The sequence below is a fragment of the Sphingomonas sp. BLCC-B65 genome, from assembly GCF_028550675.1.
Lineage (GTDB): Bacteria > Actinomycetota > Actinomycetes > Actinomycetales > Microbacteriaceae > Microbacterium.
Genome location: NZ_JAQQGL010000001.1, coordinates 111,761 through 132,681, shown reverse-complemented (window position 1 = coordinate 132,681; position 20,921 = coordinate 111,761). Strand labels below are relative to the sequence as shown.

Annotated in this window: 23 protein-coding genes; 7 read left to right on the top strand and 16 right to left on the bottom strand. The window is 69.2% G+C overall.

The window, feature by feature from the left end:
* Positions 1-47 precede the first annotated feature (47 nt).
* The 5 genes from PP359_RS00675 to adhE all read right to left on the bottom strand — a co-directional run bounded on the left by PP359_RS00675 (position 48) and on the right by adhE (position 7,337).
* Entirely contained in the window at positions 48-2,570 is a 2,523-nt protein-coding gene (locus PP359_RS00675; protein WP_499249697.1) for a glycogen/starch/alpha-glucan phosphorylase, read from the bottom strand.
* A 64-nt stretch (positions 2,571-2,634) separates the two neighbouring features.
* On the bottom strand, positions 2,635-3,663 hold the full coding sequence (locus tag PP359_RS00670; RefSeq protein WP_499249696.1) for a YihY/virulence factor BrkB family protein: 1,029 nt from the start codon (positions 3,661-3,663) through the stop codon (positions 2,635-2,637).
* Between the two features lie 60 nt (positions 3,664-3,723).
* Positions 3,724-4,203 carry a prepilin peptidase gene (locus tag PP359_RS00665; RefSeq protein ID WP_499249695.1) on the bottom strand — a complete coding sequence of 160 codons (480 nt, stop codon included), beginning with the start codon at positions 4,201-4,203 and terminating at the stop codon, positions 3,724-3,726.
* Positions 4,196-4,492, bottom strand: coding sequence for a DUF1905 domain-containing protein (locus PP359_RS00660; RefSeq protein WP_499249694.1), 297 nt, complete (start codon positions 4,490-4,492; stop codon positions 4,196-4,198). The genes PP359_RS00665 and PP359_RS00660 overlap by 8 nt, the downstream gene beginning before the upstream one ends.
* A gap of 124 nt (positions 4,493-4,616) precedes the next feature.
* Complete coding sequence (gene adhE / locus PP359_RS00655; protein WP_499249693.1) at positions 4,617-7,337, bottom strand: bifunctional acetaldehyde-CoA/alcohol dehydrogenase; 2,721 nt, start codon at positions 7,335-7,337, stop codon at positions 4,617-4,619.
* A 144-nt stretch (positions 7,338-7,481) separates the two neighbouring features.
* Here adhE and PP359_RS00650 point away from each other — a divergent pair, with 144 nt between their 5' ends.
* Positions 7,482-8,687: a lipase family protein gene (locus PP359_RS00650; RefSeq protein ID WP_112931682.1), complete on the top strand. Its 1,206-nt coding sequence runs from the start codon at positions 7,482-7,484 to the stop codon at positions 8,685-8,687.
* 34 nt (positions 8,688-8,721) lie between these two features.
* On the opposite strand, the gene PP359_RS00645 is transcribed toward PP359_RS00650, so the two are convergent.
* Positions 8,722-9,600 carry a hypothetical protein gene (locus PP359_RS00645; RefSeq protein WP_499249692.1) on the bottom strand — a complete coding sequence of 293 codons (879 nt, stop codon included), beginning with the start codon at positions 9,598-9,600 and terminating at the stop codon, positions 8,722-8,724.
* Positions 9,601-9,694: 94 nt separating this feature from the next.
* Between PP359_RS00645 and nrdI the strand changes: the two genes are divergently transcribed.
* The 3 genes from nrdI (at position 9,695) to PP359_RS00630 (ending at position 11,982) form a co-directional block, all read left to right on the top strand.
* Positions 9,695-10,135 carry a class Ib ribonucleoside-diphosphate reductase assembly flavoprotein NrdI gene (gene nrdI / locus PP359_RS00640; RefSeq protein WP_039416393.1) on the top strand — a complete coding sequence of 147 codons (441 nt, stop codon included), beginning with the start codon at positions 9,695-9,697 and terminating at the stop codon, positions 10,133-10,135.
* A gap of 81 nt (positions 10,136-10,216) precedes the next feature.
* Entirely contained in the window at positions 10,217-11,545 is a 1,329-nt protein-coding gene (locus PP359_RS00635) for a flavin monoamine oxidase family protein (protein WP_499249691.1), read from the top strand.
* Between the two features lie 44 nt (positions 11,546-11,589).
* A complete protein-coding gene (locus PP359_RS00630; RefSeq protein WP_499249690.1) occupies positions 11,590-11,982 on the top strand; it encodes an HsmA family protein in 393 nt (130 codons plus the stop codon).
* On the opposite strand, the gene PP359_RS00625 is transcribed toward PP359_RS00630, so the two are convergent.
* The 6 genes from PP359_RS00625 to PP359_RS00600 all read right to left on the bottom strand — a co-directional run bounded on the left by PP359_RS00625 (position 11,963) and on the right by PP359_RS00600 (position 15,802).
* Positions 11,963-13,159, bottom strand: a complete 1,197-nt coding sequence (locus PP359_RS00625; RefSeq protein ID WP_499249689.1) for a cation:proton antiporter — start codon at positions 13,157-13,159, stop codon at positions 11,963-11,965. The genes PP359_RS00630 and PP359_RS00625 overlap by 20 nt on opposite strands.
* A 4-nt stretch (positions 13,160-13,163) precedes the next feature.
* Positions 13,164-13,556 carry a hypothetical protein gene (locus PP359_RS00620; protein ID WP_294945599.1) on the bottom strand — a complete coding sequence of 131 codons (393 nt, stop codon included), beginning with the start codon at positions 13,554-13,556 and terminating at the stop codon, positions 13,164-13,166.
* A gap of 46 nt (positions 13,557-13,602) precedes the next feature.
* Positions 13,603-14,160 (bottom strand): peptide-methionine (S)-S-oxide reductase MsrA, encoded by a 558-nt coding sequence (msrA, locus tag PP359_RS00615; RefSeq protein ID WP_294945596.1) that lies wholly within the window; start codon positions 14,158-14,160, stop codon positions 13,603-13,605.
* Entirely contained in the window at positions 14,157-14,645 is a 489-nt protein-coding gene (msrB, locus tag PP359_RS00610; RefSeq protein ID WP_499249688.1) for a peptide-methionine (R)-S-oxide reductase MsrB, read from the bottom strand. The genes msrA and msrB overlap by 4 nt, the downstream gene beginning before the upstream one ends.
* Before the next feature lie 108 nt (positions 14,646-14,753).
* On the bottom strand, positions 14,754-15,209 hold the full coding sequence (locus PP359_RS00605) for a hypothetical protein (RefSeq protein WP_499249687.1): 456 nt from the start codon (positions 15,207-15,209) through the stop codon (positions 14,754-14,756).
* Entirely contained in the window at positions 15,206-15,802 is a 597-nt protein-coding gene (locus tag PP359_RS00600; RefSeq protein ID WP_499249686.1) for a PadR family transcriptional regulator, read from the bottom strand. The genes PP359_RS00605 and PP359_RS00600 overlap by 4 nt, the downstream gene beginning before the upstream one ends.
* A 129-nt stretch (positions 15,803-15,931) precedes the next feature.
* Here PP359_RS00600 and PP359_RS00595 point away from each other — a divergent pair, with 129 nt between their 5' ends.
* A complete protein-coding gene (locus PP359_RS00595; protein WP_499249685.1) occupies positions 15,932-16,576 on the top strand; it encodes an HD domain-containing protein in 645 nt (214 codons plus the stop codon).
* Here the strand turns inward: PP359_RS00595 and PP359_RS00590 are convergent.
* Both PP359_RS00590 and PP359_RS00585 read right to left on the bottom strand, forming a co-directional pair.
* Positions 16,560-17,048 (bottom strand): GNAT family N-acetyltransferase, encoded by a 489-nt coding sequence (locus PP359_RS00590; protein ID WP_499249684.1) that lies wholly within the window; start codon positions 17,046-17,048, stop codon positions 16,560-16,562. The genes PP359_RS00595 and PP359_RS00590 overlap by 17 nt on opposite strands.
* A gap of 91 nt (positions 17,049-17,139) precedes the next feature.
* A complete protein-coding gene (locus PP359_RS00585; RefSeq protein ID WP_499249683.1) occupies positions 17,140-17,976 on the bottom strand; it encodes an SDR family oxidoreductase in 837 nt (278 codons plus the stop codon).
* A 98-nt stretch (positions 17,977-18,074) separates the two neighbouring features.
* On the opposite strand from PP359_RS00585, the gene PP359_RS00580 reads away from it, so the two are divergent.
* Positions 18,075-18,785, top strand: a complete 711-nt coding sequence (locus tag PP359_RS00580) for a TetR/AcrR family transcriptional regulator (RefSeq protein WP_167487160.1) — start codon at positions 18,075-18,077, stop codon at positions 18,783-18,785.
* Here PP359_RS00580 and PP359_RS00575 read toward each other — a convergent pair.
* Positions 18,774-19,709, bottom strand: a complete 936-nt coding sequence (locus tag PP359_RS00575) for an NAD(P)-dependent oxidoreductase (protein ID WP_499249682.1) — start codon at positions 19,707-19,709, stop codon at positions 18,774-18,776. The two genes, PP359_RS00580 and PP359_RS00575, sit on opposite strands and share 12 nt — an antisense overlap.
* The gene (locus tag PP359_RS00570; protein WP_499249681.1) at positions 19,706-20,254 is read right to left on the bottom strand and encodes a MarR family winged helix-turn-helix transcriptional regulator; all 549 of its coding nucleotides are present in this window, start codon (positions 20,252-20,254) and stop codon (positions 19,706-19,708) included. Before PP359_RS00570 ends, PP359_RS00575 begins: the two co-directional genes overlap by 4 nt.
* Before the next feature lie 81 nt (positions 20,255-20,335).
* Here PP359_RS00570 and PP359_RS00565 point away from each other — a divergent pair, with 81 nt between their 5' ends.
* Positions 20,336-20,914: an NADPH-dependent F420 reductase gene (locus PP359_RS00565; protein ID WP_476151891.1), complete on the top strand. Its 579-nt coding sequence runs from the start codon at positions 20,336-20,338 to the stop codon at positions 20,912-20,914.
* Positions 20,915-20,921: the final 7 nt, after the last annotated feature.

Below are 20,921 nucleotides of genomic sequence, written 5' to 3'. Positions count from 1 at the left end.
CTCGCCGCTGCGCTCCGCGCTCAACGACCGGGAAGGGCCCCCTCCCGTCAGAGCAGCGGGGGCGTGTGCCAGATGCGCTCGATGTAGTCGCGCATCGAGCGGTCGGATGAGAAGAAGCCGGAGCGTGCGACGTTCAGGATCGCCGACCGCGTCCACGCGTCCCGATCGACGTAGGCGGCATCCACCTGGTCCTGCGCCGCGACGTATGACGAGTAGTCGGCCAGCACCATGAAGCGGTCGTCGTAGAGCAGGTTCGACACGATCGGCTCGAACACGCTGCGATCGCCGCCCGAGAACGCGCCGGAGGCGATGAGATCCATCGCGCGGCGGAGGTTCTCGTCGCCCTGGTAGAAGTCGGCGGGCTTGTAACCCCGGGCCCACAGCGCCTCGACCTCGGGCTCGCTCATGCCGAAGAGGAAGAAGTTGTCATCGCCGACGAGCTGACGGATCTCGACGTTCGCGCCGTCGTCGGTTCCGATCGTCAGCGCGCCGTTGAGGGCGAACTTCATGTTGCCGGTGCCGGAGGCTTCCTTCCCGGCGAGCGAGATCTGCTCCGACAGGTCGGCGGCCGGGATCAGGCGCTCGGCGAGTGTGACGTTGTAGTTCGGCGGGAACAACACCTTCAGACGCCCCTCGACGCGCGGATCGGCGTTGACCACTTCTCCGACGGCGTTGATGAGGTGGATGATGCGCTTGGCCATGGCATAGCCGGGCGCCGCCTTCGCCCCGAAGATGACGGTGCGCGGCAGGACGTCGGATGCCGCGACACGGCCCGACACGATGCTCTCGTACTGCGTGACGACGTGAAGAAGCTTGAGCATCTGCCGCTTGTACTCGTGCAGACGCTTGACCATCACGTCGAGCATGTGGCCGTCGCTGATCTCGAGACCGTCCCGCGCGCGCAGCACATCGCCGAGGCGGCGCTTGTTCGCGGATTTGACCTCGGCGAACGCCTCGCGGAACCGGGGATCTTCGGCGTACGCCTCGAGTTCGCGGAGGCGCTCGAGGTCGGTGAGCCAGCCGGTGCCGATCGCCTCCGTGATCAGCTCCGACAGTCCGGGGTTCGCCAGCCGCACGAAGCGGCGCGGCGTGATGCCGTTCGTGACGTTCGTGAACTTGCCCGGGAAGAAGTCGTTGAAGTCCGGCAGCACCTTGTCGCGCAGCAACTGCGAGTGCAGTTCGGCGACGCCGTTCACCTTCGCACCGGCGACCGTGGCGAGGTACGCCATCCGGACGCTGCGCTCCGGGAACTCGCCGATGATCGACATGTTGCGGATGCGCATCTCGTCATCGCCGTAGCGTTCGCGCACCGCCTCGAGGAACTCTTCGTTGATGCGGTAGATGATCTCCAGGTGTCGCGGCAGAAGCCGCCCCAGAAGGTCGACCGACCACACCTCCAGCGCCTCCGGCAGCAGCGTGTGGCACGTGTAGGCGAAACACTGCTGTGTGATCGCCCACGCGGCATCCCACTCGAGTTTGCGCTCGTCGACGAGCACACGCATCAGTTCGGGGACGCCGATCACCGGGTGGGTGTCGTTGAGCTGGAAGATCACACGGTCGGGGAGCTTGTCGATGTCGAAGTCCGCCGGGAGGGTGTGCTCCAGGAAGTCGCCGATGGATGCCGCGACGAAGAAGTACTGCTGCTGCAGGCGCAACTCCTTGCCCTGGGGCGTGGAGTCCTCGGGGTAGAGCACCTTGGAGATGTTCTCGGCGAAGGTCTGGGCACGCACGGCTTCCTCATAGTCGCCGGAGTTGAAAACGCGGAGGTCGAACGAGTCGGTCGCCTTCGCGCTCCACAGCCGCAGCGTGTTGACACGACCGTTGAGGTAGCCGGGCACCATGTAGTTGTACGGTACGGCGAGCACGTCCCACCCCGGCACCCAGCGGGACCGGGTCACACCGGCGTCGTCGTACGTCTCGGTGTGACCGCCGAAGGAAATCCGGCGTGCCGCTTCGGGATGCGGGAACTCCCACGGTGAGCCGAGCGTCAGCCAGGCGTCGGGCTGCTCGACCTGCTGGCCGTCGACGAACGTCTGGCGGAAGATGCCGTACTCGTAGCGGATGCCGTAGCCGATGTTGGGCACACCCATCGTCGCGAGCGAATCGATGAAGCAGGCCGCGAGGCGGCCCAGACCGCCGTTGCCGAGCCCGGGTTCGACCTCCTGGGCGCGCAGGTCGTCGATGTCGATGCCGCACGCCGCCATCGCCTCGGTTGCGATCTCGGTGAGACCGCTCGCGAGCAGGTTGTTGTCGAGCTGACGGCCCAGCAGATACTCGGCGGAGAGGTAGCACACGCCCTTGGCCTGAACCACGCGCTGTCGGCGGAGGTCTTCGAGCCACCGGGCCATGAGGTAGTCGCGTACGGTCATCGCGAACGCGAAGTAACGGTCGTTCGGGCTGGAGGCTGACAGTGCGACGCCCCGCTCGTAGTTGAGGTTGCGCAGGAACTGTCGGACGAATCCGTCCACGGAGCTCGCGGGCCCGGTGACCGGCGCCAGCGCCAGCGGATGGGTTGCGTGGAGCGGATGGGGCGCGGGGGTGGGACCGGTCACAGCTTCGGGTTCTGACACAGATCACACGCTAACGTGCACCCCCGCCGGATGCACATCGACGGGGGTCATCTTCACGAGGCCCTTACCTGGTCGTTACATCCGCCCGCGACGAGGCGGCGGAGCGCTCGCGCTCGCCGCGTTCGGCGCGGCGCGCCGCTTCGAGCTCGGCCGTGGCGAGCGCGACGGCGTTCTCCGCCGTCCGCACCCGACGCTGGAGGAAGGTCGTCGACCCGTAGCGCGCACGCACGCGGTCGTCCTGCTCCTCCGCGACGGTGAAGATGTACGACGTGGAGATCAGGATCACCTGCGCGGACAGGTTGACCCAGAGCAGCAGTGCGATGAGCGCTGCGAACGAGGCCAGCAGCGGGTTCGACGTGGCTCCGCCGACGAAGAGCCCCGACAGCTGCTGCAGCACCGTGAGCCCGACGGCGCCGATCAGGGCCCCCGTCCACAGCGCCGTAGCCGACGCCCGCACCCCCGACAGCACCCGGAACAACACCGCGACGACGACGGCATCCAAGACGAAGGTGACGAGAATGGCGAGCCAGCGGGTGCCCCACGCGATGGCCGGGTCTTCACGGGCCAGACCCAGCCACTGGGCGACCACGTCGAGTCCGGCGGTGCCGATCATGGTGACGGCGGCGGAGGCCAGCAGCGCGGCGCCGACGCCGATGGCCAGCGCGAGGTTGCGCAGCAGGACGAGCCATGCGGGAACGTCGTCGGTGAGTTTCTCGCACACGATGCGCATCGCCGTCCGCAGCGACCCGATCGCACCGATCGCGGCACCGACGAGACCCACCAGCGAGAGCGCGCCGGCGATCGACAAGCCGACCGGGAACGAGATCTCGTCGACCTTCACGAGGCCGTTCTCGCCGACGAGGCCCGGCACAGCCCGGTCGACGGCCGCCACCAGCGCCCGCCACGCATCCGTGTCGCCGGAGAGCCACAGAGCGGCGATCGAGAATCCGAGCAACACCGCCGCGAAGAGGCTGAACAGCGTGCGATAGGTGACGCTGTCGGCGAGCATCGGCCCCCGCCGTTCGCTGTAGCGCAGGAACGCCCGCACCGGCGTGAGCGTCAGGGCGCGCGCGATGATGCGGGACAGATCCATGCCGCCCAGGATATGCACCTCACGCACGACGCGCAGGGCCTTGACAGCGGCCGCCGTGCGTCACACGAGGTCGGCCAGCACTCCGATCCACGTCCCGATGACGAGGAACGGCCCGAAGGGGATGCGGGTCGACCTGGTCGCCCGTCGCGCGGCCAGCAGGACGATGGCGACGACGCCCGCGGCAAGGAAAGCGGCGACGACCCCGAGCAGCACGGCAGACCATCCGACCCAGCCGAGAAGCACGCCGACGAGCGCGGCCAGCTTGACGTCGCCGCCGCCGATCGCCCCGCGCCCCGCCACGCGCAGCAGTACGAAGAAGACGAACAGCGCCGCGCCGGCACCGAGCGCGCGCACCAGCGCGGCCCATGGGGTGCCGAACGCACAGGATGCCGCGAGAAGCGCGATCGTCACGATCAACGCCGGAAGAACGATCCTGTTCGGCAGGCGGTGCGTGCGCACGTCGACGACGGTGAGAACCACGCCGGCCACGGCGGCGACGAGGTAAGCCGACGCGGCGAGGATCGTGGCCGGATCAGCCATCGAGAACCTCCAGCGCCACCCGTACGGTGCCTGCGGAACCGATGCCCTCGGCCTCGCGAACCGATCGCTTCAGCGGCAACACGTAGCGTGCGCGCTGCGCATCGGGGAAGACGGACGTGCGCCACTGCGAGCCGCCGATGACGGCCGCGACGCGGACGGCGCCGAATCCGCGCGGCGGCCGCGGGAGGTCGCGGATGTCGGCACTGAGCTCGCCCGGCAGCTCGACGAAGTACCAGTCCTCGCGCCGGGCGGCCCAGCGAAAGATCTCCCCGTCGAACTCGAAGTGCACGCGGTCATCGTAGCGACCTCGTGCGCGCCGCCGTCGACAGTGTGCACAGCCTCGAGGGCGCCCGGCAGGCACGGAGAAGGGGGCCGGGTATGCTCCCCCGGCCCCCTTCGTTCCGCAGCGTCGGTCAGGCGCTGGCCTTGGCCTTCTTGGCCGTCGCCTTGGCGGGCGCCGTGCGCACGGTTCCCGTCACGGCCTCGCTCTCGGCGTGGGCGACCTTGCGGGCCGCGCGGACCTCCTCGAAGGAGGTGCCGTAGTAGGCGGCCTCCATGAGGGTCTTCATGTCCTCGATCATCGGCATCCGCGGGTTCGCCGGAGCGCACTGGTCGCGGTACGCGGCCAGGGCGAGATCCTGCAGGCCCGAGATGAAGGTGGTCTCGTCGACGCCCTGCTGCTGGAACGAGCGCTCGATGCCGACGCGGTCGCGCAGCTCCTCGACGGCGCGGGCGTAGCTTTCCACACCCTCCTCCGGGGTGGATGCCGGAAGGCCGAGGTGCTTGGCGATCTCCTGGAACCGCTCGGGCGCGATGTAGCGCTCATACTTCGGCCAGCTGGTCAGCTTGGTCGGGACGGTGCCGTTGTAGCGGATCACGTGGGGCAGGTAGACCGCGTTCGTGCGGCCGTGCACCAGGTGATAGGTCGCGCCGGTCACGTGCGCCATGGCGTGGACGATCCCGAGGAACGCGTTTCCGAAGGCCATACCCGAGATGGATGCCGCGTTGTGCATCTTCTCGCGGGCCTTGATGTCCTCGGCATCCGTCGAGTTCGGCTGCGCCTTGGTGCTGCGCTCGATGTTCTCGAAGATGAGTTTGATCGCGTGCAGGCACAGGCCGTCGGTGTAGTCGTTCGCGTACACCGACACGAAGGCCTCGGTGGCGTGCGTCAGCGCGTCGAAGCCCGCGTCGGCGACCAGGAAACCGGGCAGCACCTTGGTGAGCACGGGGTCGATGATCGCGACCGACGGGGTGAGCGCGTAGTCGGCGAGCGGGTACTTCATGCCCGTCTCGTCGTCGGTGATGACGGCGAACGGGGTCATCTCGCTGCCGGTACCCGAGGTGGTCGGGATGCAGACGAGCTTCGCCTTCTTGCCGAGCTCGGGGAACTTGAACGCGCGCTTGCGCACGTCGAAGAACTTCTCGCACATGTCGGAGAACTCCACCTCGGGGTTCTCGTACAGCAGCCACATCACCTTGGACGCGTCCATCGGCGATCCGCCACCGAGGGCGATGATCGTGTCGGGCTGGAACTGACGCATGAGGTCGGCGCCGGCGCGCACCTCGGAGACCTTCGGCTCCGGCTTGACGGTGTTGATCAGCTGCACCTGCACGCGGTTGTCACGCCGGTTCAGCACATCCATGATCTTGTCGACGTAGCCGAGCTTGGTCATGGTCTCGTCGGTGACGATGGTCACGCGCTCGACGCCGCGCATGTCGGCGAGGTAGCGGACGGCGTTCGGCTCGAAGTAGGTCTTCGCAGGGATCTTGAACCACTGCAGGTTGTTGTTGCGACGCCCGATGCGCTTGACGTTCAAGAGGTTCACCGCCGAGACGTTGTTGGAGACCGAGTTGTGTCCGTAGGAGCCGCAGCCGAGGGTCAGCGACGGCATGAACGCGTTGTAGATGTCACCGATACCGCCGAGGGCCGACGGGCTGTTCTCGATGATGCGGACGGCCTTGACGACGGCGCCGAACTGAGCGATGACGTCCTGGTCGTTGGAGTGGATCGCACCCGAGTGGCCGAGACCGTCGAAGTCGACCATCTGGCGCGCGAGGTCGATGCCCTCCGCCGGCGTCTTCGCGCGCAGCACGGCGAGCACCGGCGCGAGCTTCTCGCGCGTGAGGGGCTCCTGCGGGCCGACGCTGCCGACCTCGGCGAGGATGATCGACGTGTTCTCCGGAACGGCGAAGCCCGCGTGCTCCGCGATCCACTGCGGAGACTGGCCGACGACGGTCGGGTTCAGCTTGGCGCCGGCACAGTTCTCGCTGTCGGCCGTGACGCCGAAGATGAACTCCTCGAGCAAGCGCTTCTCGGCGGCCGTCGCCATGTAGGCGTGCAGACGCGCGAACTCGGCGAGGGCCTCTGCCGCGATCGGCTCGTCGAGGATGACGGCCTGCTCGCTGGCGCACACCATGCCCATGTCGAAGGACTTCGACAGGACGATGTCGTTGACGGCGCGGCCCACCTTGGCGGTGCGTTCGATGAAGGCCGGGACGTTGCCGGCGCCGACGCCGAGGGCGGGCTTGCCGCACGAGTAGGCGGCACGGACCATCGCGTTGCCACCCGTGGCGAGGATGAGGGCGACGCCCGGGTGGTTCATCAGCTCGCCGGAGGCCTCCATCGAGGGCTCTTCGATCCACTGGATGCAGTTCTCCGGAGCGCCCGCGGCGATCGCCGCGTCGCGGACGATCTTCGCCGCGGCGACGGAACACTTCTGGGCCGCCGGGTGGAAGCCGAACACGATCGGGTTGCGGGTCTTCAGTGCGATGAGCGACTTGAAGATGGCGGTCGAGGTCGGGTTGGTGACGGGGGTCAGGGCGCAGATGACGCCGACCGGGTCGGCGATCTCGGTGATGCCGGTGATCTCGTCGTGCGAGATGACGCCGACCGTCTTCTGATTGATGATCGAGTTCGTCACGTGCTCGCAGGCGAACATGTTCTTCACGGCCTTGTCCTCGAACAGGCCGCGGCCGGTCTCTTCGACCGCCATGAGCGCGAGTTCGCCATGGAAGTGCAGGGCCGCGACGCTCGCCTTGCGGACGATGTGGTCGACCTGTTCCTGCGTGAAGGATGCGTACTCTGCGAGCGCGGCTTGTGCGCCTTCGACCAGAGCATCGATCGAGGTGGACATTGTGGGTTCTCCTACCCGGCGCGGACACGGTGTCCGCGTCATCGCTTTCCGGGTCCGAGGGCTCTCGGGCCTGTTCTGACCCCAGTATGACACTTGTGGTCTGACCACACAAGACCCGCGTGATTCCGGCGGTAGGCTCCGGCCATGAATAACGATGCGAGGCGGGGGCGCCGTCGGCATCCGCTCGTGCGCGCCGCACTCCTCGTCACTCTGATCATCGTCATCGCGACCGTTGCGGTCGTCGGTGCGCGGCTGATCGGAGACGACGCGGAACGGCGTGACGAGGCCGCCTTCTACGCGCAGCCCGCGGATGCTGCGGCCGGTGATCCCGGGACGCTCATCCGCTCGGCCGAGCTGGTCGGGGTTCCGTTCGAGGCGCGGGCGTGGCGCGTGATGTACCGGACGACGGACGTGCAGGGCCAGGCGGTCGTGTCGACGGGGATCGTGGTGGCGCCGCGCTCTGCCGCGCCGCGAGAGGGGCGGACGGTGCTCGCCTGGGCTCACCCGACCACGGGAGCGGCCGAGGACTGCGCACCATCGCGTTCGTTCGACCCCTATGCCCTCATCGAGGGGATGCGGTTCCTTCTGGATCGCGGCTACGTGATCGCCGCCACCGACTACGTCGGGATGGGCACGGCCGGCCCCGATTCGTACCTCGTCGGCGACACGGGCGGCAACGCCGTTCTCGATGCCGTGCGGGCTGCGCAGCACCTCGAAGACACCCGCGCGTCCGAGCGCGTGGTTCTGTGGGGTCACTCACAAGGCGGCCAGGCGGCTCTCTTCGCCGCACAACGTGCGCCTGCCTACGCGCCCGACCTCACCATCGCAGGGGTGGCGGTGGCCGCTCCGGCAGCCGATCTGACAGCGCTGCTCAGCGACCACATCAACGACATCTCGGGAGTCACGATCGGCTCGTATGCGTTCACGGCGTATGCGCAGGTCTATGCCGACCGCGGGGCCACACTCGACGGCATCCTGACTCCGGCCGCGTACGCCGTGCTCCCCGAGATGAATCAGCTGTGCCTGCTGAGCGACATGACGCAGTTGCATCACATCGCCCAACCCGTCGTCGGCCACTTCGTCACCGCCGATCCGGCGAAGGTGCAACCCTGGGCGAGCATCCTCGCGGAGAACTCCGCGGGCGGCACAGGATTCTCCGCGCCCCTGTTCGTGGCGCAGGGCCTGAAAGACACTCTGGTCCTCCCCGCGGCGACGGAGCAGTTCGTTGCCCACGAGAAGCAGCTCGGCGTGGACGTCGACTTCCACCCGATCAGCGATGCCGACCACGGCACGGTCGCCTATCTGGCCCTTCCTGCGCTGATGGCGTGGCTGGACAGTCACCGGCTGTGACGGCGCCGGCCATGAGCCGAGAAACGACGGAGGGTCAGGGGGCGAAGCCGCAGGCCGAGGCGACGAAATCGTACAGGCGGGAGCGCTGCTCGTCGCTGGCGACAAGGGTGAGGGTGCCGCTGTCGATCGGGTCGCTCAGCACCGACACCGCAGCGTCGAAGCGGGTGCCGACCTTGTCTTCGGCGATCGCATGCATGTCGCAGCGGGCGGGCACGGCATCGATGCGAAGCGTGACGCTCTCCCCCGCCGCCACGACCTGGGCCGGTTGCCACAGCCATCCGCCGGCGGCCGGCTGCAGCAGCGTGGTGCTCTTGACGGTGTCGAGCCGCACGGACGTGGCGCCATGGTTGGCGATGCGCACGGTGAGCTCCGCCACCGCGGCACCGTCGCGGGTCACGGTGGCGACGTCGACGAGATCGACGGCGGCGGTCGCCGCGAACCGGCTCGCAAAACACCCCTGCTGCACGGCGCGCGCGACGAAGCCGAAGGGGTCGTCGACGGCGTAGTCGTCGGATGCCGCGCCACGGTCGGTCTGGAAGACCAGATGCGCCGTGCCCGCGGCATCCGTCGGGCTTGCGCACGCGGGCGACATCAGGTCGGCGGTGACCGAGCGGGCACGGCGCGGCGGCACCGGCAGCGCGCCGGCCCATTGCAGCACGGACGCCCAGTGCGGGTCGGCGTACGTCAGAGCGGTGAGCGTCACCGCATCGGCGCCGTCGTTGTGCACGACGACCGACATCTTGCCGCGCGCGATGTCCAGCCTGTTCTGCTGCACCGAGACGCTGATGTGCGCGGGGGCGGGCAGGGCGGACGATGGGGCGACGCACCCGCTGAAGGCCACGGCGAGGGCGAAGAGGACAAGAACGCCGGCCAGCACCCGCCCCGGACGGCTCGAGCAGGCCTCCTCGATCATGGCGGCCAGTGTACTGACCGCGCCGCGGACACCAACCGGGTTTGTCACGCCGATGCGGCCAGCGCGCGTGACGACATCCGATCAGACTGGCGACATGCGGAAGATCCCCGTGTACTACTACTCCTCGTCGTCGAACCTGACCGGGCGGTTCGCTGAGGCTCTCGCGCGGATCGACGGCCGGCGCGTACTCAATCTGGCCCGCTCCGATGTCCGTCGCGGCGAGCCCAGCGGCCCCTGGGTGCTGCTGACGCCGTCGTACAAGGCCGGCAATGCGGATGAGGTGACCCTGCCCGCCGGGGTGCGCGCGTTCCTGCGCTCGCCGATGACGCGACGGCGCATGGTGGGCATCATCGGCTCGGGCAACCGCAACTTCGGGGACTACTACCAGGCGGCGGCGCGCCAGCTCTCGCACACGTCGGGACGGCCGGTGCTCTTCGAGTTCGAGCTCTCGGGTACCCGCGAGGACGTGGAACGATGCGCGGCGATCCTCGCCACCCTCGACGAAGCCCTCGACGAGGTGCGCGGCGCGAGCTGAGCGCGGCGCGCTGAGCGCGGCACGCTAACGTCGGCACAGACCGCATCGAGGACGACGCGGTCATCGACGAAGGAGAGCGCTGTGGCGGAATCACTCGACACCATCGTGGTCGGCGCCGGTGTCGCCGGGCTCACGGCGGCACGACTGCTGACGGATGCCGGTCATCGCACGGTCGTCATCGAGGCTCGGGACCGGATCGGTGGACGCGTCTGGACCGACCGCTCCGGCGGGTGGGTCACCGACCGCGGCGCCTCGTGGGTCCACGGCATCACCGACAGCCCCGTCGCCGCGGCGGCGAGCGCGTTCGGCATGCGGATGGTGGAGTTCACGGTCGGCGGCTATCAGCCCGACAGCCGCCCGATGGCGCACTACTCCCCTGACGGCCGGAGGTTGAGCGCGGAGGAGGCCGCGGCCTACGTCGCCGACATCCATGCGGTGGATGCCGCGCTGGCCGATGTCATCGCGGCATCCGGACCTCTCGCCACCTACCGCGACGTGACCGAGACCGCGCTCGGGGCTCAGGGGTGGCCGCCGGAACGTACCCAGCGCGTGCGGGAGTACCTGGAGCACCGCAGCGAGGAGCAGTACGGAGCCGCGATCGCGGAGCTTGCGGCCCACGGTCTCGACGACGACCAGATCGAGGGCGACGAGGTCGTCTTCCCCGACGGCTATGACCGTCTCGCGGAGGGGCTCGCGACCGACCTGGACATCCGGCTCTCACACGTCGTCTCGCACGTGCGCTGGGGGGCCGATGGCGTGGTGGTCACCAGCGATCGGGGCGTCTTCACGGCGCGGCACGCGGTCGTGACGGTGCCGGTCGGCGTGCTGCAGTCCGATGCCTTCGCGATCGAGCCGTCGTTGCCGGATCCGATCGCGAGCGCGCTGGCTCGGCTGCGCATGAATGCCTTCGAGAAGGTCTTCCTGCGATTCGGGGAGCGGTTCTGGGACTCGGACGTCTACGCCGTGCGCCAGCAGGGACCGGGCGGACGGTGGTGGCATTCCTGGTATGACCTGACGGCGCTGCATGACGAACCGACACTGCTCACCTTCGCCGCGGGCCCGGCCGCCGTCGCGACGCGCACCTGGACGGATGCCGAGGTCGTCGCCTCGGTCATGGCACCCTTGCGCCGGCTGTTCGGCGAGGGCACTCCCGACCCGGTGGCCGTGCGGCGCACCGCGTGGCAGGACGACCCGTTCGCGCGGGGCTCCTACGCCTATATGCTGCCCGGATCGACGACGGCTGACCACGATGCCCTCGCCGCTCCGATCGGCGATGTGCTCCATCTCGCCGGCGAAGCGACCTGGACGGACGATCCGGCCACCGTCACCGCGGCCCTGTGCTCCGGCCATCGGGCGGCGCAGAACGTGCTCGGGATGTCCCTTCCGATGGAGCGCATCTGGAACCGATAAGGGAACCTTCAGCAAAGCTGAAGGATTTGTCGTAGAGTGACGACATGCTCCCTCTTGCCATCGTCATCATCACCGCCGCCCTCGTCTTCTACAGCATCGGTGTCTGGGCCGAACGCATCCAGCGCACGCTGCACTGGTGGCACGCCGGCATGTTCGCCCTGGGCCTGGCCGCCGATACGACCGGCACACTGCTCATGACCCAGATCGCGGCCGATCGCCGCGCCGACGGCATCGGCGAGACGGCCGCGGGCACGCTCATGGCGTGGACCGGCACGGCGGCGATCGCTCTGATGGCGGTGCACCTCATCTGGGCGGTGATCGTGGTCGTCCGCGGTCGCGAGAGCGAGAAGCGCGCGTTCCACCGGTTCAGCATCGTCGTGTGGGCGATCTGGCTGATCCCCTACATCGCCGGCGCCGTCAGCGCGATGGCGGGCTGACGGCGCCGCCTCTCGAGGCCGCCTCCGCGGCATCCGTCGACTCGCCCTGGAACGCGGGCCGGCGCGCGGCGAGGGCAGCGGATGCCGCGAGCGCGGCGATCGTCACGACCGCGCCCAGCACCAGCGCGGCCTGCTCGCCGGCGGTGAGCAGGCCGGTGTCCGCACCGATCGTCGCCGCCGCGATCGGAACCCCGAGCTGGGCCGCCGAGATCACCGACCACAGCGCACGTTGGCGCAGGACGACGCCGATGAGATGGGCGAGCAGCGCGCAGACACCGAGCAGAATGCCGAGCCCCAGGTAGGCGGGGGCATCGATGAGGCTGGCGAACGAGAGCGACGCGCCGAGCCAGACGAAGTACAGCGGCGAGAGGAACCCCTCCGTCACGGCGAACAACTGCCGGGCCAGCCGTCGCGGCTCCCCCGCACTGGCGACGGCGAGGCCACCGGCGAAGCCGGCGAGCAGGACCGAGACGTGGGAGAAGGCGGCGAGGGCTCCCAGAGCGCAGACGAGGATCAGACTGATCCGCAATTCGAGCGCCAGCGCGTGCGCCTTGCTGGTCTCGCGCACGCGCTTCCAGCGATCGTGGTGGGCAGCCCACCGCAGGGCGAGCGCGAGCAGCACCGCGACGACGGCGATGCCCAGCGCGCCCAGCGCCGCAGCGGGGGCCCGTTCGGGATCCATCGCGAGCGGCAGCGCGACGATGCAGGCCGTGTCGGCGATGGCGACCTGCGCGACGGTCGGGAGCAGCTGGGCGCCGCCGAGTCGGGTCTGCTGGATGGCCGGCAGCACCAGCGCCGCCGAGGACGAAGCCATGACGACGGCATAGACCGCTGCATGTCCGGTGCCGAACACACTCGCGAGCCCCCACCCGGCGGCGACCGCGGCCAGGCCGACCACGACCGCGTGCAGGGCGCCGCGACCGAGCGCAGGTCGAAGCCGGGCATCGCGCAGGGGCACGTGGGTGCCCGCGACGAACATCGTCAGCCCGAAGCCGAGCGTGGCGAGAAAGGAGAAGGTGGCGTCCGTCGTGTCGACGAGGTGAAGGCCGGAGCGGCCGACGATGATCCCTGCGATCAGCTCTCCGATCACGACGGGAACCCGCCAGCGCGTGCCGGCCGCCAGCAACGGACCCAGCAGCGCGACCGCACCGATGAGGGCGAGCTCCTGCAGGTTCATCGGATCACGCCGCGTCGACGGCGTCGAGTCCCACGATCCGGCAGGGAATCTCGGTGTTCTCGTCGAGATACCAGCTCGCGCAGACGCGATGGTAGCCGTCGGCGATCTGGGCGGGGATGCCGCGCGTCAGCTCGCCGCGCACGATCAGCACGGGCGACAGGGGCTTGCCTGCACGCACCTTGCGCAGATCGTCGACGACATGCGGGTTGTCGGCATCCAGAAGCGGCAGACTCGTGGCGCGCAGGATGTCCTTGGCCTTCTTGGCGACCGTCGCCCCTGATCGAAGAGCCGCGATCAGGGCGTCGACGACGTCGGGTGCGGCGATGAGAGCGAGGTAGTCGGCGGCAGCGGGGAAATCGTGCTCGTCGGGCTCGTTCTTCCAGATCGGGTCGGCCATGAGCCCATTGTGCTCCCGGCCGACCCGATCACGCCGTCACCGGCGCTCAGCTCGTCGTCGCGGCGTTTCGCGCGGGAAGGACCCAGCCGGCACGCGGGAAGTGGCACGTGTAGCCGTTGGGATAGCGCAGCAGGTAGTCCTGGTGCTCGGGCTCCGCCTCCCAGAACGCGCCCAGGGGCTCGATCGTCGTGACGGCCGGGGCCGGCCACAGCCCGGACGCGTCGACGTCGGCGATCGTGTCACGGGCGACGCGCTCCTGCTCGGGCGTGACGGGGAAGATGGCCGAGCGGTAGCTCGTACCGATGTCGTTGCCCTGGCGGTTCAGCGTCGACGGGTCGTGGATCTGGAAGAAGAACGCCAGGATGTCGCGATAGGTCGTCACACCCGGATCGAAGACGATCTCGACCGCTTCGGCGTGGCCCGGGTGATGCCGGTAGGTCGCGTGGTCGTTCTGGCCGCCCGTGTACCCGACGCGGGTGCTGATCACCCCGGGCTGGCGGCGGATCAGATCCTCCATCCCCCAGAAGCAGCCACCCGCGAGGATCGCGGTCTCGGTGCCGGCCGGCTGGGTGATGGCTCCGGTGTCGCTCGGTCCGCTGGTCATGCTGCATCCTCCTGGGTGGTCGTCGGGTCGGTGGTGGGGGCGGTGGGGAATCGGTCGAGATAATCACCGTAACCCTGGTCGGCGAGCTCATCGACGGGCACGAAGCGCAGCGATGCCGAGTTCATGCAGTAGCGCAGGCCGCCCTCGGCGCGTGGGCCGTCGTCGAAGACGTGACCAAGGTGGCTGTCGGCACCGGAGGAGCGCACCTCGGTGCGCGTCATCCAGAGCGTGCGGTCGGTCGTGGTGACCACGGCATCCGGATCGATCGGGCGGGTGAAGCTCGGCCATCCCGTGCCGCTGTCGAACTTGTCCGTGGATGAGAACAGGGGCTGGCCCGAGACGACATCGACGTAGATGCCGTCGTCGTGCAGGTTCCAGTACGCGTTTCGGAACGGCGGCTCGGTGCCCTCGTCCTGCGTCACGGCGTACTGCTGGTCGGTGAGGCGTTTGAGCGCCTCGGGAGTCTTGCGGTAGTCCTTCGACATGGTGTCTCCTCTGCGAATACCGCTGGCTGCGGCATCACTCGTTGCAACAGAGGATGCGCCCGTTTTGGTCCCCGGAGGCTGGGTGCCGGCTGTGAGTTCGTGAGCGCCTCACCGGCCGTTCGCCGCCAGGTGATCGGCCGAGCGCGCCCGCGCGAGGAGCACGGCGCGCTGCACCAGGATCACCACCCCGACGTACAGAAGGAGAGTGGCCTGGGCCAGCATCGGCACCGTCATCAGCAGCTCGGACAGCAGGTGCTGCGCGAGACCGACGATCCACAGGAGCGCGGTGAGTGCGGTGCCCTGCTGGATAAGGGCGTCACCCTCGCGGCGCAGGCGCACCGTGAAGGCGCGCAGGGCGGCGAGCGCACAGCCGAGGATGGCGCTGCCGATGAGCACGGCGACGTCGACGACGGTCACCGGCGCGGAGGCGGGGAACGTGGATGCCGCGAAAACCCCGTAGGCGAGGATGACGACACCGAACAGTGACTTCTCCTTGACCGGGCGCGGGGTGAGCTGGCGGATCAGCAGCCACACCACAACGACGCAGGCGATGACGAGGTTCATCCCCGGTGCTCCTCGGCGCTCGCCGCGGGCGCCGCCGCCAGCGCTGCGTCGACGCGATCGCACCAGCCGAGGTTGAGATCGCAGTACTCGATGCCGAACACGCGGATCAGCTCCGGAACACCCGCCGCGGACGCCCGCTCCTCGTCGGTCCAGCTCTCCGCGGGGGTCAGGTCGAGCAGGTGCGCTCGAAAGGCAGTGAACTGTCGACGCCTCTCCTCCACGAGGGCGGCGGCCGCGGCGTGGTCGGAACGCGCGGCGAACAGGAGCTTCGCCATGTTCTCGTCACGCGTCGCGACGGGTGCGGACGGCGAGCGCAACCAGGAGCGGAGGGCGCGCATCCCTGCGTCGACGAGACGCCACACCCGCGTGCCGCGGGCATCCGACCCTCCCGGCTCGACAGCGATGAGCCCCTCGGCCTCGAGCGTGCGCAGCTGCGGGTACAGCTGGCCGTCGCTGACCCCCCAGAACGGGGTGCGTTCGGAGGCGCGGCGTATCTCGTAGCCGCTGCGCGGGTGGGACGCCAGGTATCCCAGAATCGCATGCGCGGTGGGCGTGAGCGATGTCGAGCGGGACGTGGATGAAGGATCGGTCACGAGGCATCATCGTATACCTCTGGCAGAGATATCGAAGTATCACCGGGAGTGAACGATGTGGCAGGAATACGTCGATGCTCGGCCGCTCGCGCGGTCCCTTCCCCGGACGCCCGTCGGGAAACTAGATCGATGCGCATCACTGACTTCCATCCGCCCGAGACCGTGGCCGCGCGCGGGGCGCTCGAACTCGCCCGCCAGTACCAGTCGCCGGCGATCACGGCGCACGCGCTGCGGTCCTGGCTCTGGGCCGAGGCGTTCGCGCGCATCGACGGTCTCGGCGAGGTGGACCACGAGCTTCTCTACGTCGCCGCCGTGCTTCACGACATCGGCACGGTGACCGCGTTCGACAACCACACGATCTCGTACGAGCACGCCGGCGGCCACGTCGGTGTCGCCCTCACTGCCGGGGCGGGGTGGCCGGCGGAGCGACGCCAGCGTGTGCTCGAGGTGATCGTGCGGCACAACTGGCCGAGCGTCGACGCCACGATGGATGCCGAGGGCTACCTCCTGGAAGTCGCGACCGGACTCGACATCTCCGGGGCGCGCCCCGACGCCCTTCCCGAATCGTTCCGGCGCGAGGTGCTCGCGGTCTACCCGCGCGGTGAGCTCGCGGCGGAGTTCGGGGCGTGCGTGATCGATCAGGCCGCGCGCAAGCCCGGCACCGCCGCACGGCGTCTCGTCGAGGGCGGCGTCATCGAGAAGCTGGCCGCGAATCCGCTGGAACGGCTGACGGCGAGCTCGCTCGCGTCCGCGAGGATCACCTCAGATCGCTGATGCCGACGGCGCGCTGGAAGCAGACCGACACGTCGGATCCGATGTAGGAGCCGAACAGCGGAATGGGCGCGTAGCCCTCACGCTGGTAGAAGCGGATCGCATCGGGCTGAGCCGTGCCGGTCTCCAGCACGAGACGTCGGGCGCCGAGAAGGCGAGCCTGCTCCTCCAGCTCGCGCAGCACCGCCCTGGCGACACCGGTGCCGCGAACCGAGGGCGCCGCGTACATGCGCTTGATCTCGACGACGCCCGGACCGAGAACATCATCGGGCAGCGGGCGAAGCCCGCCGCAGGCGACCGGGGTCCCCTCCTCGTCCCGCGCCACGATGAAGACCGGCACGTCGGCGGCTGACGGTGCCACACCCGGCTCGTGGTCGTCAGAGCCGTAACGCGCGTCGAGCTCCTCGCGCTGGGCCCGTCGCAGGAGGTCGGCGTCGGGGTCGTCGAACGGAGTGAGCGCGAGAGCCCAGGGCATGGAGGCCTTTCGTCAGCCGCAGAGCGGCGGTCGCACGCTCCGAAGAACATTCTGGCCGATGGCGTCACCGCACGACGGCGAGCGGCTGGGCTCAGCGGAAGAGGTCCAGATTGTCGCGGACCCAGGTGCGGAAGGATCGCGCAGGGCGACCGGTGATGCGCGTGTACTCGTCGGAGATGTCCGGCACCGCACCGACGGCTTCGCGCCAGTCCTTGATGATCTGACGGACCCACGGCTCCGGCACGTGCGGGGACAACATCGCAGCCGCTTCTTCTTCCGTCTGCTCGACGACGATCAGGTCCCGCCCGATCTCAGCGCCGATGACGGCGACCTGCTCGCGCAGGCTGAGCCGCGCGGGGCCGGAGAGCACGGGGGCGCCACCGATCAAGGCGTCCGTGGTCAGCGCCGCGACGGCGACATCCGCGATATCCGCCTCGTGAATCGGCGCCTGCACCGCATCCGGGTAGGGAAAGGCGACCGCGCCGTCCGACGCGATGCCCCACCTCCAGCGCGCGGCGTTGCTCGCGAACCCGCCCGGACGCACGAAGGTGTAGTCGACGCCCGATTCGCGGATCGCCCGCTCGACGCGCAGGAACCTCGAGGCGTTGAAGTCACTGCTCGCGTCCGGAGACGTGACGGATGAGGACGACAGCAGCACGACATGACGCACCCCCGACGCCGCGACCTCGAGAGCCACCGCCTCGGGGTCGTCGACATCCGCGTAGAGGAAGACCCGCTCCGCTCCCGACAGGGCAGCACCGAGAGAGCGCGGATCGTTCAGGTCGGCGGCCGCCACCGGCACCCCGGGCGGCACCGCGAGCGCGTCAGGGCGACGGCTCGTCGCCCGCACATCGGCCCCACGTTCGCGCAGGCCGGCGAGCACGGCTCCCCCGACCGCGCCGCTGGCACCGAAAACCACGACCGTCATGGCGACCTCTTCTCCTGATCGGCTCGCACATTGCGAACACTGTTCGCGAACAATGTTCGTCTAGAACAGCGATCGCGTCAAGTCGCTACTCTCAAGACATGTCCTCACGCGCGGAACCCACCTCCCGGCGGACCCGACCCGCGAAAGCCCCGTTGTCGCGGCGGTCGATCCTCGAGGCGACGATGGCACTCATCCGCGAACGCGGCGTCGAGGCGGTGTCGTTGCGCGACGTCGCGAAGGCCGTGGATACCGGAGCGGCATCGCTTTATGCGTACTTCGAGAATCGCGACGTGCTGCTCGAACACGCGCTCGACGACGCCTACGGCCGCGTGCCACTGGTGCCAGCCGTGGACGGAGACTGGCGGCCCGCCCTGGCCGCCACCATCACCAACACGATCACCACGCTCGAGAGCTACCCCGGCTTGGGCGCGGTGGCGCTGGGGCCCATTCCCACCCATCCGGGGGCGCTGCGACTGGCCGAGCACGAACTCGCTCTGATGGAGATCGGCGGTGTGGAGCCCAAGACCGCCGCGTTGGCAGTCGACCTCATTGCGCAGTTCGCGGCAGCCACGGCAGTCGAGGGCACCGGGCGACGGCGCCTGATGCGCGCCGACCATCAGCGCACCGAGGCCACGTCGGCCTACGCGAACGCAGACACGCAGCAGTTCCCTCGCGTGTCGGCACTCGCGACCGCGTTGACAGACGCCGATGAGCGCTCACGACGCGACTTCGCGATCGAGGTCATCCTCGGCGGCCTGGTGCACGTGTCGTCCACCGGTCACCCTCGTCAGCGGCCGTCACAGCGCTGACGGCGGGATGACACGAGGAGCCGCTCCGGCGTCAGCGGGCGCGCGTCCGTCGGCGCGCGCCTCGAGAGCACCGATCACGCCGATCATGTCGAGCGCTCCCCGGCCCTCGACGACCGCGCTCTCGTAGAGCTCGCGGCTGGCCGTGATGAGCGGGTGGGCGGAGCCGGCCGCGTCCGCCGCCGCCTCGGCGAGCCGCGCGTTCTTGAGCACGTCGGCGATCGCCGCCTGCGCCGTCAGGTCACCCTCGGTCAGTTTCTGCGCCTTGCCCCGCGATACGACCGACGCCATGGGTCCGGCGTCGAGCACGTCGCGCAGAATGTTCGCGTCGACGCCGGCGCGTTCGGCGAAGTGGAAGGTCTCTGCCAGACCCGTGACCATCGTGATGAGAAAGGTGTTCACCGCCAGCTTCATCGACAGCGCCGCGGGGATCGCGCCGCATCGGAACACCTGCCCGCACATGGCGGCGACGACCGGTTCGACGTGGGCGACGGCATCCGCCTCTCCCGCGAGCATCCCGACCAGCGTGCCCTCGATCGCCGGGCCCCGGGACCCCGAAACCGGCGCCTCGACATAGCGCCCGGCGGCGGATCGTACCTCGCGCGCGAGCTCCTGCGAGAACGCGGTCGTGAACGTCCCCATCTGCACGATCGTGCGGTCGGCGATGAGGTGCGCGAAGGCGTCCGTTCCCCGGCCGAGCACCGCGTCGACCGCCGCCTCGTCGCGGAGCATCAGGATGACCGTCTCAGCCTCGGCGAACACGCCCGCAACGTCCGTGGCGACGCGCGCACCCCGGGCGGCGAGCTCGTCCGCGGGACCGGCCGATCGCGCCCACACGACGACGTCGTATCCCGCGCGCACGAGGTTGGTCGCCATCGGCACTCCCATGATGCCGAGACCGATGAAACCGATGCTGCGATCAGTCATCCGATTGCTCCGCCGCGCGGCGAGGTCGCGTTTTCCATCGCGGCGGGGTCGGCGGTGCAGGTGACGCCGCCATCGGCGGTGACCGCGAGCCGCTTCTCGGGGTCGAGGGTGCTCAGGATGCCGAGCGACAGTGCCGCCAGCTGGTCGACGCCGTCATCGTCGAGGCCGTCGAGGATCATGCGCTTCACGGCATCCGCGTAGAGAGCCGCACTGTCGAGGTAGACCGCCTCGCCGGCCGCGGTGAGCACCGCGTTGGTCGCACGGCCGTCCTGTTCGCAGGGCGCGCGCAGCACCAGGTCTTTGCGCTCCAGGCTCGTGACGACGCGCGAGAGGCGGGCGAGGGTCGCGTTGGTGCGCGAGGCGAGGGCGCTCAGGCGCAGGCGGTGGTCGTCGGCTTCGTAGAGCGCTTCGAGCAAAGTGAACTCGAAAGACGTGATGCCCGCGGGCGCCAGCTGCTTGTCGAGCGCGGTGGGCAGCAGCTCCAAAAGCGCGTGCAGGCGCGCCACGGCGACACGCTGGGCGTGGGTGAGTGCCGAGCCGGTCATGGAAGGAATCTACCGCATTAGTTGTATCTACAACGGATTGAGGCTATCGTTTTGCTTGTAGGTACAACCAAAGGAGACATCATGACTGCGTTCAGCATCATCGGCACCGGCACCATGGCCAACGCGATCGGCGGCGTTCTCGCCGACGGCGGCAGCAGCGTCACGTACATCGCGAAGGACCAGGTCGGCACCGCCGAACTGTCGGGCGACGTGGTCGTGCTCGCCGTGCCCTACCCCGCCGTTGCGGGCATCATCGCCGCGTACGGCGACCGGTTCGACGGCAAGACCGTCGTCGACATCAGCAACCCGCTCGACTTCGAGACCTTCGATTCGCTGACCGTCCCGGTCGGCAGCTCGGCCGCGGCCGAGATTCAGGCGAAGCTCCCGAATGCCCACGTGCTCAAGGCGTTCAACACGACGTTCGCCGGCACCCTCGTCGGCAAGACCATCGGGGGCCTTCCCACCACCGTGCTCATCGCCGGCGATGACGCCACCGCCAAGCAGGCGCTCGCCGCCGCCGTCGAGGCCGGTGGAGTGAGCGCGATCGACGCCGGCTCCCTGTCGCGCGCGCACGAGCTCGAGGCCATCGGCTTCTTGCAGCTCACCCTCGCCGCGAGCGAGAAGATCTCCTGGACCGGCGGCTTCGCCGTCGCCCGCTGACCGCACC

Bases quoted from the DNA above. Each gene is read 5' to 3' on its own strand.
- PP359_RS00670 (WP_499249696.1), bottom strand. From the start codon at position 3,663: ATGGATCTGTCCCGCATCATCGCGCGCGCCCTGACGCTCACGCCGGTG.
- PP359_RS00665 (WP_499249695.1), bottom strand. From the start codon at position 4,203: ATGGCTGATCCGGCCACGATCCTCGCCGCGTCGGCTTACCTCGTCGCC.
- adhE (WP_499249693.1), bottom strand. From the start codon at position 7,337: ATGTCCACCTCGATCGATGCTCTGGTCGAAGGCGCACAAGCCGCGCTC.
- PP359_RS00650 (WP_112931682.1), top strand. From the start codon at position 7,482: ATGAATAACGATGCGAGGCGGGGGCGCCGTCGGCATCCGCTCGTGCGC.
- PP359_RS00645 (WP_499249692.1), bottom strand. From the start codon at position 9,600: ATGATCGAGGAGGCCTGCTCGAGCCGTCCGGGGCGGGTGCTGGCCGGC.
- nrdI (WP_039416393.1), top strand. From the start codon at position 9,695: ATGCGGAAGATCCCCGTGTACTACTACTCCTCGTCGTCGAACCTGACC.
- PP359_RS00630 (WP_499249690.1), top strand. From the start codon at position 11,590: ATGCTCCCTCTTGCCATCGTCATCATCACCGCCGCCCTCGTCTTCTAC.
- PP359_RS00625 (WP_499249689.1), bottom strand. From the start codon at position 13,159: ATGAACCTGCAGGAGCTCGCCCTCATCGGTGCGGTCGCGCTGCTGGGT.
- PP359_RS00620 (WP_294945599.1), bottom strand. From the start codon at position 13,556: ATGGCCGACCCGATCTGGAAGAACGAGCCCGACGAGCACGATTTCCCC.
- msrA (WP_294945596.1), bottom strand. From the start codon at position 14,160: ATGACCAGCGGACCGAGCGACACCGGAGCCATCACCCAGCCGGCCGGC.
- msrB (WP_499249688.1), bottom strand. From the start codon at position 14,645: ATGTCGAAGGACTACCGCAAGACTCCCGAGGCGCTCAAACGCCTCACC.
- PP359_RS00605 (WP_499249687.1), bottom strand. From the start codon at position 15,209: ATGAACCTCGTCATCGCCTGCGTCGTTGTGGTGTGGCTGCTGATCCGC.
- PP359_RS00595 (WP_499249685.1), top strand. From the start codon at position 15,932: ATGCGCATCACTGACTTCCATCCGCCCGAGACCGTGGCCGCGCGCGGG.
- PP359_RS00590 (WP_499249684.1), bottom strand. From the start codon at position 17,048: ATGCCCTGGGCTCTCGCGCTCACTCCGTTCGACGACCCCGACGCCGAC.
- PP359_RS00585 (WP_499249683.1), bottom strand. From the start codon at position 17,976: ATGACGGTCGTGGTTTTCGGTGCCAGCGGCGCGGTCGGGGGAGCCGTG.
- PP359_RS00580 (WP_167487160.1), top strand. From the start codon at position 18,075: ATGTCCTCACGCGCGGAACCCACCTCCCGGCGGACCCGACCCGCGAAA.
- PP359_RS00575 (WP_499249682.1), bottom strand. From the start codon at position 19,709: ATGACTGATCGCAGCATCGGTTTCATCGGTCTCGGCATCATGGGAGTG.
- PP359_RS00570 (WP_499249681.1), bottom strand. From the start codon at position 20,254: ATGACCGGCTCGGCACTCACCCACGCCCAGCGTGTCGCCGTGGCGCGC.
- PP359_RS00565 (WP_476151891.1), top strand. From the start codon at position 20,336: ATGACTGCGTTCAGCATCATCGGCACCGGCACCATGGCCAACGCGATC.